General features: G+C 61.9%; 14 protein-coding genes, 1 tRNA gene and 1 pseudogene. 5 read left to right on the top strand and 11 right to left on the bottom strand.

The annotated features are described in order from the left end of the window. Positions 1–23 precede the first annotated feature (23 nt). Positions 24–107 carry a hypothetical protein gene (locus OMP38_RS36245; protein WP_420869770.1) on the bottom strand — a complete coding sequence of 28 codons (84 nt, stop codon included), beginning with the start codon at positions 105–107 and terminating at the stop codon, positions 24–26. 192 nt (positions 108–299) lie between these two features. Between OMP38_RS36245 and OMP38_RS26655 the strand changes: the two genes are divergently transcribed. Further along, entirely contained in the window at positions 300–659 is a 360-nt protein-coding gene (locus OMP38_RS26655; protein WP_277567782.1) for an efflux RND transporter periplasmic adaptor subunit, read from the top strand. Between the two features lie 53 nt (positions 660–712). Here the strand turns inward: OMP38_RS26655 and OMP38_RS26660 are convergent. After that, positions 713–788: transfer RNA gene (locus OMP38_RS26660), tRNA-Arg, on the bottom strand. Positions 789–954: 166 nt separating this feature from the next. Between OMP38_RS26660 and OMP38_RS26665 the strand changes: the two genes are divergently transcribed. Then, positions 955–1,968 carry a LacI family DNA-binding transcriptional regulator gene (locus OMP38_RS26665; RefSeq protein WP_277567783.1) on the top strand — a complete coding sequence of 338 codons (1,014 nt, stop codon included), beginning with the start codon at positions 955–957 and terminating at the stop codon, positions 1,966–1,968. A 614-nt stretch (positions 1,969–2,582) separates the two neighbouring features. Here OMP38_RS26665 and OMP38_RS26670 read toward each other — a convergent pair. From OMP38_RS26670 to OMP38_RS26690, 5 genes and pseudogenes are all read right to left on the bottom strand, one after another. Next, a complete protein-coding gene (locus OMP38_RS26670; RefSeq protein ID WP_277567784.1) occupies positions 2,583–2,981 on the bottom strand; it encodes an ABC transporter permease in 399 nt (132 codons plus the stop codon). Next, the gene (locus OMP38_RS26675) at positions 2,978–5,143 is read right to left on the bottom strand and encodes an ABC transporter permease (protein WP_277567785.1); all 2,166 of its coding nucleotides are present in this window, start codon (positions 5,141–5,143) and stop codon (positions 2,978–2,980) included. Before OMP38_RS26675 ends, OMP38_RS26670 begins: the two co-directional genes overlap by 4 nt. Further along, positions 5,140–5,830, bottom strand: a pseudogene (locus tag OMP38_RS26680) (ABC transporter ATP-binding protein). The gene OMP38_RS26675 and the pseudogene OMP38_RS26680 overlap by 4 nt, the downstream one beginning before the upstream one ends. A 110-nt stretch (positions 5,831–5,940) precedes the next feature. Then, on the bottom strand, positions 5,941–7,197 hold the full coding sequence (locus tag OMP38_RS26685) for a sensor histidine kinase (RefSeq protein WP_277567786.1): 1,257 nt from the start codon (positions 7,195–7,197) through the stop codon (positions 5,941–5,943). Between the two features lie 155 nt (positions 7,198–7,352). Continuing rightward, entirely contained in the window at positions 7,353–8,066 is a 714-nt protein-coding gene (locus tag OMP38_RS26690; RefSeq protein ID WP_277567787.1) for a response regulator transcription factor, read from the bottom strand. Between the two features lie 205 nt (positions 8,067–8,271). Between OMP38_RS26690 and OMP38_RS26695 the strand changes: the two genes are divergently transcribed. Further along, the gene (locus tag OMP38_RS26695) at positions 8,272–8,490 is read left to right on the top strand and encodes an aspartyl-phosphate phosphatase Spo0E family protein (protein WP_277567788.1); all 219 of its coding nucleotides are present in this window, start codon (positions 8,272–8,274) and stop codon (positions 8,488–8,490) included. Here OMP38_RS26695 and tadA read toward each other — a convergent pair. Beyond that, positions 8,479–8,937 carry a tRNA adenosine(34) deaminase TadA gene (tadA, locus tag OMP38_RS26700; RefSeq protein WP_277567789.1) on the bottom strand — a complete coding sequence of 153 codons (459 nt, stop codon included), beginning with the start codon at positions 8,935–8,937 and terminating at the stop codon, positions 8,479–8,481. The two genes, OMP38_RS26695 and tadA, sit on opposite strands and share 12 nt — an antisense overlap. Positions 8,938–9,178: 241 nt before the next feature. On the opposite strand from tadA, the gene OMP38_RS26705 reads away from it, so the two are divergent. Continuing rightward, positions 9,179–10,015, top strand: coding sequence for a hypothetical protein (locus OMP38_RS26705; protein WP_277567790.1), 837 nt, complete (start codon positions 9,179–9,181; stop codon positions 10,013–10,015). A gap of 406 nt (positions 10,016–10,421) precedes the next feature. Here the strand turns inward: OMP38_RS26705 and OMP38_RS26710 are convergent, their stop codons facing one another. Both OMP38_RS26710 and motA read right to left on the bottom strand, forming a co-directional pair. Next, positions 10,422–11,282 (bottom strand): flagellar motor protein MotB, encoded by an 861-nt coding sequence (locus OMP38_RS26710; protein ID WP_277567791.1) that lies wholly within the window; start codon positions 11,280–11,282, stop codon positions 10,422–10,424. Further along, entirely contained in the window at positions 11,260–12,069 is an 810-nt protein-coding gene (gene motA / locus OMP38_RS26715; protein ID WP_277567792.1) for a flagellar motor stator protein MotA, read from the bottom strand. Before motA ends, OMP38_RS26710 begins: the two co-directional genes overlap by 23 nt. A 210-nt stretch (positions 12,070–12,279) precedes the next feature. Between motA and OMP38_RS35160 the strand changes: the two genes are divergently transcribed. Then, a complete protein-coding gene (locus OMP38_RS35160; protein ID WP_338130668.1) occupies positions 12,280–12,393 on the top strand; it encodes a TFIIB-type zinc ribbon-containing protein in 114 nt (37 codons plus the stop codon). A 306-nt stretch (positions 12,394–12,699) separates the two neighbouring features. Here OMP38_RS35160 and OMP38_RS26725 read toward each other — a convergent pair whose 3' ends face one another. After that, positions 12,700–13,179 (bottom strand): GNAT family N-acetyltransferase, encoded by a 480-nt coding sequence (locus OMP38_RS26725; RefSeq protein WP_277567793.1) that lies wholly within the window; start codon positions 13,177–13,179, stop codon positions 12,700–12,702. Positions 13,180–13,355 lie beyond the last annotated feature (176 nt).

Consider the following 13,355-nt stretch of genomic DNA (forward strand, 5'->3'; position numbering starts at 1 on the left):
CAGCCAATCGACGAATGAATGCACTAATTATTGTAGATGACTTCGATGTACTCAAAGATGCTTTTCTCAGCTTGTGCACGGGTCGCGTACTTGTTTAGATCAATCAGTTCTGTTTAATGATGGTGTGAAAAAATTCACTGCAAGCATTATCGTTGCCGTTGCCTTTATGGGCATGCTGCCGGTCATGGCGTAAACCTGGAACTGCTTTTGATACACGTGTGAGGCATACTGGCTGCCCCAATTAGAATGGTGTAAGATTTCTCCATCGGGCCCAGACGGCCGTGAGCGGAGGCGGGGATGTGGAAGATGGCGCTGGAACCGCTTCTGTGCCCGGCTACCGGATCGTCGTCAAGCTGACGGACGCCTCGATTCGCGGCGGCGAGACGATCAAGGTCCATCTCGAGAAGGAAGCCTCGGAGACGGATACGATGCTCGTGCCGAGCGCGGCGATCCACCGGGACGGGGACGGCGCCTACGTGCTCGTAATCGAAGAGCGTCAGGGGCCGCTGGGCAACGCCTACTATGCCTCGCGCAGATCGGTCTCCGTCAAAGAGACGGGCGACGGCATGTCCGCCGTCGCCGGCAGCCTGTTCGAAGGCGATCGGATGATCGTCGAGAGCGAGGAGCCGCTGAGCGAGGGCGAGCGGGTGCGAATATAAAACAGGCTGCCGGAACGATCCGGCAGCCTGCGGGCATTTGTGAGTGATTAAACTGGCGGCCCCGAGATGACTCGAACATCCGACACCACGTTTAGGAAACGTGTGCTCTATCCACTGAGCTACGGGGCCACAGCAAATCTCATTATAGCACAATCCCGTCGGAGAGCCAAAACGAAATTCGACCTTGAAGCGGGCGAAAACGAACCGTATTCCGATTGCCAAAAACGCCGCTTCGCGTTATGGTAGGGACAACGATTCAGCCCGGTTGGGCGCGCAGCAAGGCGGGGGGCTTACGATGACAGCTACAATACGCGATATCGCGAAGGCGGCCGGCGTGTCGGTCGCGACCGTATCCAAGGTGCTTAACGACTACTCGACGGTAAGCCGGGCCACGCGGGAGAAGGTGCTTGCGCTCGTCGCCCAGATGCAGTTCCGTCCGAACGAAGCGGCGCGCTCGCTCGTCGGCAGGCGATCGATGACGATCGGCATCCTGCTTACCTCCGGCTTGTCCAACCCCTTCTTCGTGCATCTGCTCGGCGGCATCGACAAGGCGCTGAAGGAGCGGGGCTACGACCTCATCTACCTCGCACAGCTGTCCGCGCATCCGGAGTACAACTTCGTGCAGCACTGCCGCAGCCGCAACGTCGAGGGCGTGCTCGCCTTCGGCTTTCAATTGGGCGAGCTGGACGCGGACAAGCTGGTTGCGTCGGGCATCCCGACCTTGTTCATCGACCTGAATCTGACAGGCAAGCGGGCAGGCTACATCTCTTCGGACAACAAAGAGGCGGTGCAAGGCACCGTGCGTTACCTGCATGAGTTTGGGCATCGGCGGATCGCATGCATCGCAGGCCTGCCCGGCTCGTACGTCGGCGAGCGGCGGCTCGCGGGCTACCATGAGGCGATGGCCGAGCTTGACCTGTCGCCGGATCTGGACTGCATCGTCATCGGCGACTTCACTCATGAGACCGGCTACCGCGGGATGCAGCGGCTGCTGGCGCTGCCCGAACGGCCGACAGCCGTCGTCTGCGGCTCGGACAAGGCGGCGATCGGCGCCCTGCAGGCAGCCCGCGAGGCGGGCGTCGCGGTGCCGGACGAGCTGTCGATCGTCGGCTTCGACGACATCAGCGAGGCGCGGGTCGTGCATCCGCCGCTGACGACGGTGCGGCAGGACATGCCGGCGCTCGGCCGCCGCGCGATCGAGCTGCTCGATCGGCTCATCGTCGAGCCGGACGGCCCTGCCCCGGCGGTCATTGTGCCGACGGCGCTAATCGCGCGCGGCACGACGGGACCCGCGCCGCGTGGCGACTAACGGTGGCGCGGCTGCTTCGCCGAGCCGATGGCCTGCCGGATGGCGGCTCCGCGGCTGCTTCGATGCGCTCCGTCGGCTTGCAATATAGCTGCTCCGCCGCTTCCGCTTCGCTGGACCAGTATCGTGCCAACCCTGCCGCCGTTTGGCCCGAACCTGCATGCCCGAGCCCCCTTGCTCTAACACCCCCATTTGCCTTACCGCTCTCCCTGGCCCGCCAAGTATCTGAAATAACGGTTAAAAAGCAACTATTTCTCCGGTCAGCCGACCGATCTTTGGAATAAGTGTTAAAAAGCAGCTAATCGTGCGTAATCGAGCGGAATGGGGGGGAATCAAGCGAATTAAATGCTTTATAGCAACTATTTGCTCGAATATTGGCCATTTCGGACAAATAAATGCTTTTTAACACTTGTTTTGTCAGGTCGCCCCAGCAACGCGGATTTCCCGTCTAACTCGCCGCCTCCAATGTAGCTCCGCCGCAGTAACACGGAATTTCCGGCTAACTCGCCCAGACAAGGCTAGTATCGCTTCCTGTTTATAGGATGAAGCATGACGTCTTTCATTCTACAAAAGTGTCAATAAGGCAGCGCCCGGGGGCGCTGCCTTATTCTTTGCGGTCATGCCTCTTCCCGCAGCTCCTCCACGACGCTCGCCTTCGCGATCTTGCGCAGCGGACCCTGCACGGACAGCAGTCCGACGCCGAGCGCGAAGACGCAGGAGATGATCGCGCCCGTCACCGGGAAGGAGAACGCCATGCCTTCCATGCTGTTCAGCTGGTCATACAGCAAGTAGCTGATGCCGATGCCCAGCAGCAGGCCCCAGAAGGCGCCGATGACGCCGAACCAGACGCCTTCAAGCGTCGCCATGCGGCGCAGCTGGCCCATCGTCATGCCGACCGCCTGCAGCAGGCCGAACTCGCGGCGGCGCAGCATGAGGTTCGTCTGCACCGTGTTGACGATGTTCAAGCTGCCGATCAGGGCGATGACGCCGAGGAAGCCGTAGATGAAAATTTTCATCTGGAGATTGAACTGGCGCCTCTCCCGCTGTTCTTCCAAGAAGTCGACGAGGCGAATCGACGGGTCCTTGTCGGCAATCGCTTGCAGCGCCTGCTTGACCGGCGCGCCGTCCGCGCCGTCGGCCAGCGCAATATCGAGCCCCCCGCAGGGCCGTGCCGTTCGGCGCCGTCTCGGCCGGAACCCCCCTTCAGCAAGGCGGCGTACGTCGTCTTCGTCCCGATCACGTACAGCTCGGTGCCGAGGGTCGTCGGACTGAACGGCGCTTGGCTCAGAATGCCGCCGACGCGCACCTCGCGCATCAACGGCTGCTCCTGCGTCCCGAAGTTCAGCGAGAGCTTGTCGCCCACCGCCAGGCTGGCCAGCTCCATATTGTATTTCTTATCTTCCGCCTGGATGTAGGGCTTGACCTTCTGCACGATGAGGACGCCGTTCGTCTCGGACAGCTTGGCCGGATCCGCCGTACCGGCGATGAGATAAGGCTCGGCCTGCTTCATCCGCTCCTCGTCGTACAGGGTCGTGTACGCGGGCACGATTCGAATCTCTTCGCCGCCGAGCGTCGACTTGGCGAAAACGTCCTCGCCCAACCTCGAGAGATAATCGCGATTAAGCACGGCGCTCGGCAGGTAGGCTTGCGCGTCGGGCATCATATAGCGCCTATAGACGCGCTCGACGCCGGGGAGCGCCTCGATGTCCGCGATCGTCTTGGCATCCAACAGATCCTGCGCCGGGCTCCCTAGGCGTACGTCCTCCGCCTGCGTGAAGGCGGACAGCAGCTGGTAAGCGACCTGGTCGTCCCGGGAGTCGTCCACGACGACTTTGAACGCTTCCTGCGCAAAGTAGTGGAATACGATGAACAACGTAATGCTGACGACGATCGAAAAGGCCGTGATGCGGAATTTGGACCGGTTGCGCCTGATGTTCTTGGACGCCATGTCGCCTTCGATGCCGACCAGCCGGAGGACGGAAGGCAGCCTCACGCGCTTGTAGCTGTCGCGTACGATATTGCCGGTCCCTCTGACGGCGTCGACCGGCGATACGCGGCTCGCTTTAAGGGCGGGCAGCCAAGCGGCGAGCATCACCGCGAGCAGGCCGACGATCGCGCTGCCGACGAGGATCCAGGCGTGCAGCGTGAGCTTGAAGCCGTCGAAGGTGAGGATGTTGAAGCCCGCGGCCGACATCGCCTCGAGCACGAGCCAGAGTCCGCCGCAGCCGATGAGGAGCCCGGCCGGGATGCCGTACAGCGCGAGCAGCCCCGCCTCGCGGAAGACGATGCCGCGCAGCTGCGACGGCGTCGCGCCGATCGTGCGGAGCAGCCCGAAGTGCCGCATGCGCTCGAGCACGGCGATGTTGAAGGCGTTGTAGATGACCGCGATCGTCGAGAGGACGACGAGGCCGATGAGCACGCTGAAAATGATGATGAGCGACAGGTTCACGCTCTTGTCGGAGGTTTCGCCCTTGAGCGCGAGCAGCTGCGCGTTCGTGCCGAACGTCTTCGGGCTCAGCTTCTCGAACTCGGGCAGATGCGAGCTGATGTCGACGCCCCGCTTGAAGACGGCGGCGACGGATAGGTTCGTGCCGGGTACTGCGTCGGCCAGCACCGCCGCGTCGTCCATCCAGGCGTAGGCGGCGCCCGTGCCGTACGTCATATTGAGGCGTTGGTTGTTCAAGACGCCGACGATCGTATAAGCCTGCTTCGTGCCGTCCGGCTTCACGAGCTCGGTCTTGCCGCCCAGTCCCGGCGCGCCCGGCAGCTGGGCGAGTGCCCACTCCTCGACGACGGCTTCGCCCGCCGCCGAAGGGAATCGGCCCTTCAGCAGATGAATCGGCGCCAGCTCGAAGCCGGCGGTCGTCGCCTCGGCGAGCTCGAGCTTGTAGCCCTTCGCGAGCGACGTGACTTCGCCCTTGCGAATCGCGCCGGCCTGCTTGATGAGCGCATGATGCTGCAGCGTCTCCAGCAGCTCGGGCGTAGCGTCGCCGTAGCCGATATGGTAGGCGCCATAGTCATAGATCGTTTTGTCGACCATGTTGTCCTTCATGCTCTGGCCCATCGTGCCGAGCGCGCTGATGAGCGCGACGGAGAGGAGGATGCCCACGATCGTCAGCACGGTGCGTCTTTTCTGCTGCTTCAGGTACTTGCCCGCGAGTGCGCCGTAGCCGTTCATTGGACCACGCCTCCGCGGCTGTCGCTGACGAGCTTCCCGTCCTGCATGCGCAGCACGCGGTCGGCTTCGGCGGCGACGTTCATGTCGTGCGAGATGATCACGACCGTCTGGTGAAATTGGCGCACGGCCAGCTTCAGCAGCTCGAGCACCTCGCGCCCGTTGGCGCTGTCGAGGTTGCCGGTCGGCTCGTCCGCGAGCACGATGGCGGGACGATAAGCGAGCGCACGGCCGATCGCGACGCGCTGCTGCTGGCCGCCGGACAGCTCGGAGGGCAGATGTTTGCGGCGTTCCCCGAGACCGAGCGTATCGATCAGCTCGCTGACGTAGGCTCGGTCGGGCTGCCTGTGGTCGAGCAGAAGCGGAAGCGTGATGTTCTCTTCGACGTTCAAGACGGGGATGAGATTGTACGATTGGAAAATGAAGCCGATCTTGCGCCGGCGGAATACCGCGCGCTGCGACTCCTTCAAGGCGTAGAGATCCTCGCCGTCGATGCGGACGGCGCCGCCGGTCGGCCGGTCGAGGCCGCCGAGCAGGTGCAGCAGCGTGCTCTTGCCCGAGCCGCTGGCGCCGACGATGGCGACGAACTCCCCTTGGGGGGATGGAGAACGATACGTTTTTGAGCGCTTCGACGAGCGTGCTGTCTTTGCCGTAAGACTTGGAGAGTCCGGCAGCTTCAATGACGTTCATGGGGGCGGATCATCCTTTCCTCGCGATTGCGGTCTTTCCGTTCACGAGGTTCAGTATAGAGGCTCAACCTTACAGGGGAAGGCGCGGCCGCTTACAGATCTGTAAGGAAGCTACGATCCGGGCAGCTGCGCGAGGGGCAGCGTCAGGGTGAAGACCGTGCCGCCTTCTTCGGCCCTGCCGGCAGCCAGCATCCCGCCGTGGCGCTCCGCGATCGTCTTGGCGAGCGGAAGGCCGAGCCCGACGCCGCTGCCGCCTGCGTTGCCGGATGAGGCGCGGTAAAATTTTTTGAAAATATGCGGCTCGTCCCGCGCGTCGATCCCGGCCCCTTGGTCGGTCACCCGCAGGCGGATGAAAATCGGCGTCGTCTCCCAAGCGACTGTGACGATGCCTTGCGGCGGGCTGTGCTCGACCGCGTTCTTGACCAGATTGGCGAGCGCCTCCGGGAGCCACCTCGGATCGTGCGGTACGTGGACCGGCTCGACCGGCCCTTCTAAGCGTATTTGGACCTGGCGCTCCTCGGCAAGGCGGCCGATCGAATGGGTCGCCGCCCGCACCGTCTCGGCGATCGGCGCCCGCTCGAGCTGCATCGGGAGACTGCCCGCCTCCAGCCTGGCGAGCTTCAGCAGCGTCTGAATGAGCCATTCCATGCGTTCCAGCTCGCGCGCGCATGTCCGCAGGAATTCATCCTGCTCCGCCGGACCGACCCCGCCTCCCTGCAGTAGCTCGACATAGACGGTGAGCGAGGCGAGCGGCGTCTTGAGCTGATGGGAGATGTCCGCGATCGTGTCGCGGAGGAAGTCCTTGTCCCGGTTCAGCTGCGCGATCGTCTCCTGCAGGCGCAGCGACAGCTCCTGGACCTGATGCGCCAGGAGCCCCAGCTCGCCTTCGGCGTAGATGCGGAACTTCATCGGTCGATTCTCCTTGACGGCCGACTCCAGCGAGCCGGCGAGGCCGCGCACTTCGGCCAGCTGCAGGCGCGATTCGCGCAGCAGGGCGAGCAGCAGCGAGGCGAGCAGCCCGAAGACGCCGGCGGCGAGCAGCGGCCACTCGCGCGAGCGCCGCCGCTCGGCCAGCGGGACCAGCGCGGCGTCCAGCTCGCCGTCGATGCCGTAGCGCGCGGCGAGTTCGCGCCCGAGCGCGGCTTCCGCTGGCGTGGCGTCGCCCGCCCCGAGCTGCTGGGCCCACGCTTCGGCGAGCGCAGGATCGCGCGCCGCGAGCGCGCCGAGAGCCGCCGTCTCCCGGGCGATCCATTCCTTGCTCAGCCGGTCGGCACTGTACGCTGAGTACGCCCACAGCAGGATCGCGGCCGTCCCGAAGGCCAGCAGGAAGATGACGGCCAGCCGCCGGACGCCCGCGCTGCGCCACATGCGCCGCCATCCGGGCTTGAAGGAGCGGACAGGCTTGTCCTGCAAAGGCGCGGCGGTTGCGACCGATTCGCGACCTCCCGCTGTGCGGTCGTCGACTCCGCGTCCGTCCGCTTCACAATTCTCGCCCCCGCGTCCTCCCGCTGTGCGATCGCCCCTCAACCGTTCCATTTGTACCCCGCGCCGCGCACGGTCACGATTTTTTGCGGCTGCTGGGGGTCGTCTTCGATCTTCTCCCGGAGCCTGCGGACGTTGACGGCGACCGTGTTGTCGTCGATAAACGCACCGTCGTGCTGCCACAGCTGCCGCAGGATCTGCTCCTTGGACAGGATGGCGCGCGGATGGGTCATCAGCAGCGACAGCAGCCTGAACTCCGTCACGCTGAGCGCCACCTCGCTCCCGTCCTTGAGCAGCCGCATCTCGGCGGCGTGCAGCCGCAAGTTGCCCGACGCCAGCGCAGGCTCGTCCGCAGCCGCAGCGGGACTCGGGCTTAGGCTCGGGCCCCTCCTTCTGAGCACCGCATGAATCCGCGACAGAAACTCGCGCAGCCGGAACGGCTTCGTAATATAGTCGTCTCCGCCCAGATCGAGTCCCCGCACGACGTCCAGCTCCGTATCGCTCGCGGTCAGGAACACGATCGGCGTCGCGTCCCGCGCCGCGCGAAGCTCCGCGCAGAAGTCGAAGCCGCTCCCGTCCGGCAGCTGGACGTCCAGCACGATCAGGTCGAAGGGACGCTCGCGTCCGGCCGCCGCAGACCTGGCATCTGCCAGATTATAGACGCCGGTCACGCCGAAGCCCTCCTGCACCAGCGTGAATTCGATGCCGCGATGCAGGGAAGCGTCGTCCTCGACCAGCAGAAGATGTCGACTCATGCTCGCGCTCCTTTCTCCGTGTCTGCAGCAGATGTAACTTTTTGCAAAAGTATGGATGTCAAAAAATAAGGGAAATTAACTCGTTTTGCTCGACATTATTCAACATTAATCGAAAACTTCTTCCTTTATAATAAGTATACTCATACGCACGGCTGCAAGACTGCTATGCATCTTAGCGATTCCCACAGAAAGGGGCGGAGGCGCATTGGATCCCCACCCATTAATCTATCGTCTCGAGCAGCTTCAGCGCAGACTGTGCGAGATGGCCGCCCAGATGGACAAGCTGACCGACCCCGAGATCGTCGCCGTCAGCGAAGAGGCGGATCGCCTCATCGTCCAGCTGCAGCGCATGCATATGGAAGAGCAAAGCCTGAAGAAGTCCGAGGCCAAGTCCGACGAAGAGACGCCGCCTTCACTTTCTTGACCGAAGCCGCCTGAAAAAATGCCTGAGCAAGTCTGCGCACTGTTCCTGAAGGACGCCGGAGGTCCATTCGGCCCGATGATTGAAGCGCGCGTCCTGCAGCAGATCCATCAGCGTGCCTACGCAGCCCGCCTTTGGATCCGGGGCGCCGTACACGACCCGCTCGACGCGGGACTGGAGAATCGCGCCGGCGCACATCGGACAGGGCTCGAGCGTCACGTACAGCGTGCAGCCCAGCAGGCGCCACGCTTCCAGCGAGTCGCTGGCTTGCCGTATGGCGACCATCTCCGCATGAGAAGTCGGATCCAGGCTCGTCTCCCGCAGGTTGTACCCTGCTCCTACGATTCGCCCCTCCTTGACGACGACCGCGCCGATCGGCACCTCGCCCAGTTTTTCCGCCATCTCCGCCTGCTTGATCGCTTCCAGCATCCATCTCTCGTCTTCCGTCACGTACCTAGTTCTCCTCTCGCTCATCCCGCGAACATGCATTCGTTGTTAACATGGTGTGTATAGTTATGTGGATAACTACGGGCTTTTCCACAGAGTTATTCACATGTTGTACAAGGGTGTGGGTATAACTGATTTTTATTGTAACAGAGTGCAAAAGAAGTTCAAATGAGAGGCTGGACGCGAATATACATAGCATGTAGACGAGCCGCCCTGGCCGGGAGCGGAGGAGGAGGCATGCGGATTGAGAAAAAGGGGATGGACGGAACGGTTCCGTCAGGCGACCGATCTGACGCCGGCGGGCAAGACGCCGATACTCGGCGCTGCGCGCTGCACGGCCGAGGAGATGCAAGGATACGTCGCTAGGCGCAATCCCGAAGCGCCGGATCTGGCCGAGCGCTATCTCGCGGCGGGCGAGCGGCATGGCTTGCGCGGGGACTTGGCGTTTTGCCACGCCGTGCACGAGACGAACGCTTGGCGAGGCAGGGGCGAGGAGGGCCTGAACTGGGCAGCTGCAGGCGGGTCCGGCCTAGCGGCGTCGGGCTGGAGCCGTGCCGGCTTCCAGGGGGAGGCGCTCGAGCAGGCGGTCGAAGCGCATATGCTGCGGCTCGCACGATATACCTCTCCCGAACGGTTCGTGCAAGGGAATGGGCAGGCGGAGAGCGTCACGGGGCGTCCGGGCGTCTATCGGAAGTGGACCTATTGGGAGGACCTGGACGGCGTCATTCACCCGGCGCGCAAGGACGGCAGCGGTACGGTCGCGATCTGGCGGCGAATGCTGGAGTGGGCAGGCAAAGGAGGAGAGAGCCGAATGAACAGCAGTGCATTTGGCGTAGGCGGCGCGGAAAAGAGGGTTGACGGCGAAGCGCAGCAGGAAGCGTCGCGCACGGGAGAGATAGCGGCGGACGGAGCGGAGCTGCAATGGCTGCTCGCGCGCGGATTGGTGCAGGGGCCGGCGCCGGCGGCAGGCAGGGCGGTGACCTGGGCGGAGCTCGCGAGCTTGCTGCGGAGATGGGAGGAAGGCGCGGTGCTGAAGCGCCCGGAGCAAGCGGCGCCTGAGGCAGAGGAGAAGGCGGACTGAAAGAAAGTACAGCAAAGGGTACATCATCCATCGATTATAAGTGACGAGGCTTGCCTGGATATGTCTATCGCAAAGGCTTGACCATCACCTTAAACCGCTGAATCTGGGATGAAGCCTCAAATCCCGGATCAGCAATCATGCAAAAGCGAAAGTGCACGATCGAGATCAGCACCCTCTCGTCGTTCCGCCTATCGCGCAAAAGTGCCGGATTTTGACTCCAAACCTACTGGACCTCGCTCAAAGAGGCGAGCAACCGTGCACTTTTGCGCGATCGATCGCAAAAAGCCGCCATCCAGGACTTGGATCATACACTTATGCAGGATAGCGCCAGGAGGCGCTGCGACTTGGGAAGGGTCCTATACATAAAAATCCCCTTCCGTCCGAAGACTGAAGGGGACTTGAGCATTCAGTTCACGTTGATGGCGGAGGCTTCGTGCGCGATCGCATCCAGCTGCATGCTCTCCGTCGTGTTGTCCGTGTATTTGCGAAGGATCGAGACCTCGACGCGGCGATTTTTCGATCGGCCGGCATCGGTGTCGTTCGAGTCGAGCGGGCGGTATTCGCCATAGCCGATCGCGCTGAAGTTGCGCGGATCGAACGCTTGGTTCTCCAGCAGAATCTTCATGAAGTTAATCGCGCGCTTGGAGCTCAGCTCCCAGTTCGAAGCGAACTCGAACGTGTTGATCGGCTGGTTGTCCGTATGCCCGGAGACGATGATCTCGTAGTCGGGATAAGCCTTCAGCATGTTGCCGATCGCGACGGCAAGCTTGCGGGCTTCGGGCTTCACGTCGGCGGTGCCGGACGGGAAAAGCGCGTTGTCCCGGATCGTGATCATGAGCTGGGACTGGTTCAGGTTGGTCTCGAGCTGACTCGATAGGCCGCCCTTCTTGATGTACTGGTCGAGCTGCTTTTTCAGCTTCTCCAGATTCTCCTGCTCCTGCTTGGCGAGCGTCTGACGATTGCTCTGCTCCGTCCGCGTCAACGATTCTTTATCTTTGTTCGTATCGGCTTTTTCTTCGCGCTGCCGCTTGCCCAGGTCGTTCGCATCGCTCTGAACGGCGGCGGACTTGTCCAGGATGCTGATGCCGGAGGAGAAAGCGGTCTTGAACGCCTGACTGAGCTCCTCAAGCTTGGAGACGTTGACCGAGCTCGCCGCGTAAAGCACGATGAACAGAGAGAGCAGCAACGTCATGAGGTCGGAGTAGGGGAGCAGCCAGGATTCGTCCGGATGCTCCTCGTGTTCTTCATGCCGATGCTTTTTGCTCACGGTCCGAATCTCCCTTCTCGGCCATGGCCACACGCTCGGTCGGCGTCAGGAAGACGGACAGCTTCTGCTGGATCGCCGTCGTCGATACGCCGGACTGGATGGAGAGGAGTCCTTCGACCATCATCAGCTTCAGCTGCACTTCGCGCTTCGACATGCGCTTCAGCTTGTTGGCGATCGGGTGCCAGAGGACGTAACCGGTGAAAATACCGAGGAGCGTCGCGACGAAAGCGCCGGCGACGGCATGGGCGAGCTCGCCCATGTCCTCAAGGTGTCCGAGCGCGGCGATCAGGCCGACGACGGCCCCGAGCACGCCGAGCGTCGGCGCGTACATGCCGGCCTGCGAGAAGATCAGGGCGCCGGATTTGTGCCGGTCCTCGGTCGCCGAGATATCTTCGAGCAGCACGTCGTGCACGAAGTCCTGATCGTTGCCGTCGATGATCATGCGCATGCCGCTTTTCAGGAAGGGATCTTCGATCTCTTCGACGCGGGCTTCAAGCGCCAGCAGACCTTCGCGGCGCGTGATCGACGCCCAGTCGACGAACATGCCGATGACTTCCTGGCGGGAGAGTAGCTTCGGCTCGGAGAAGATGAGCTTGAACAGCTTCGGGACCTTCGCGAGATCGCGCATCGGGAAGGCCATGCAGACGGACGCGATCGTACCTACCACGATGATGACGTAAGCGGCGGGATTGCTGATTAATGAGCCTAGCGGCGCGCCCTTGAGGATCATCCCTACGATCAATGAGACGAAACCAAGGATCAGGCCGATCACAGTTGTGTTTTTCATGCCATTCGCACCCCGAATATCTAATAGATTCTTGTAGAAGCGGAAGAGGGCCCTTCCAGCGACACGGTAATACGTTTATCGACATCTTCCAATCAAAGTGTTAGAGGTCGCGCGATGTTTTTATGAAGAAAAAGTGCGCCGCGCCGCGACTTGCAACCGGCAGCGCATTCATCCGTAATAGAGGAAAACAGGCAAAGGAGGCAGATCAAGTTGAATTGTCCGATTTGCGCGGATTCGCGCATGCGCGAAGTGGAGAAAAATGGCATTCTGATCGACGTTTGTCCGAGCTGCAAGGGCGTCTGGCTGGACCGCGGGGGAGCTTGATAAGCTGATGAGCGACGTTCGCGAGGTGCGCGCGGAGTATAATGAATGGCACTACAGGGACGACGACGATGACGACCGCAGGCGCTACGCGCAGCAGCCGCACTACCCGCCTCAGCAGTCCTACGACTCGCACCAGCAGCCTTATGGCAAGCACAACAGCGATTATTATAAGAAAAAAAGAAAAAAAGCGTGCTGGACGTATTCGGCGATTTGTTCGACTAGGCGATCAAGAGAGACCCGTTGCATTGTGGATGCATCGGGTCTTTTTTGTGGACAAGTTGTGGATAAAATCCGGATAAGCTTAAGTTATCCACCGAATACCATGCAGTAGACGTCGACCTCGCCATGGGCCGCCTGTCGCGAATATTGGTCCGCGACTTTGAAGCCCGCCTTTTCATAGGCCCGCACCGCCCTCGAATTCCAGGTCTCGACTTCCAGGTCGATCTGCGCGCCAGGATAGCGAGACCCGGCCTCCAACGCGATCGCACGGGCAAACGCGGCGCCGCCGCCCTGTCCGCAACGATCCGGACGCATGCCCATGCCGAGACGCACGACGCCCTCCATCGGAAAAAATTGCGCATATCCCACCAGCGCGCTATTCTCGTCGCAAATGGAAACGTACTGCCGCCTGCGGATCTCCGGATCTCCGAATTCCTTGCCGTCGCGGGTCATGGCCCGCCAGGACGGCCAGCGAAACTGCTCGTAAGGCGCCGGGTAGCGCCATTCGCATACGGCTGCGGCGTCCGATTCGGACATCGGCCAGATCTGAAAATGTGGCTTGTTCATCGCGGCGCGCCTCCTAGCTGTATGATCGTTGCTCCGTGAAGCTGTCCTGTATCTATTATAAGGGGGGGAACGTCCGGACCGGACAGGGTTTGAAGACGCATCGGGCGTCAAAATCGGCGACAGGAACGGCTAAATGCGTCATGACCTTCGCGCGGAAGCCGTGCTATGATGAAGGG

It is taken from the genome of Cohnella ginsengisoli, assembly GCF_029525555.1.
GTDB lineage: Bacteria > Bacillota > Bacilli > Paenibacillales > Paenibacillaceae > Cohnella > Cohnella ginsengisoli.

Bases quoted from the DNA above. Each gene is read 5' to 3' on its own strand.
- motA (WP_277567792.1), bottom strand. From the start codon at position 12,069: ATGAAAAACACAACTGTGATCGGCCTGATCCTTGGTTTCGTCTCATTG.
- OMP38_RS26665 (WP_277567783.1), top strand. From the start codon at position 955: ATGACAGCTACAATACGCGATATCGCGAAGGCGGCCGGCGTGTCGGTC.
- OMP38_RS26675 (WP_277567785.1), bottom strand. From the start codon at position 5,143: ATGAACGGCTACGGCGCACTCGCGGGCAAGTACCTGAAGCAGCAGAAA.
- OMP38_RS26685 (WP_277567786.1), bottom strand. From the start codon at position 7,197: ATGTGGCGCAGCGCGGGCGTCCGGCGGCTGGCCGTCATCTTCCTGCTG.
- OMP38_RS26725 (WP_277567793.1), bottom strand. From the start codon at position 13,179: ATGAACAAGCCACATTTTCAGATCTGGCCGATGTCCGAATCGGACGCC.
- OMP38_RS26670 (WP_277567784.1), bottom strand. From the start codon at position 2,981: ATGAAAATTTTCATCTACGGCTTCCTCGGCGTCATCGCCCTGATCGGC.
- OMP38_RS26690 (WP_277567787.1), bottom strand. From the start codon at position 8,066: ATGAGTCGACATCTTCTGCTGGTCGAGGACGACGCTTCCCTGCATCGC.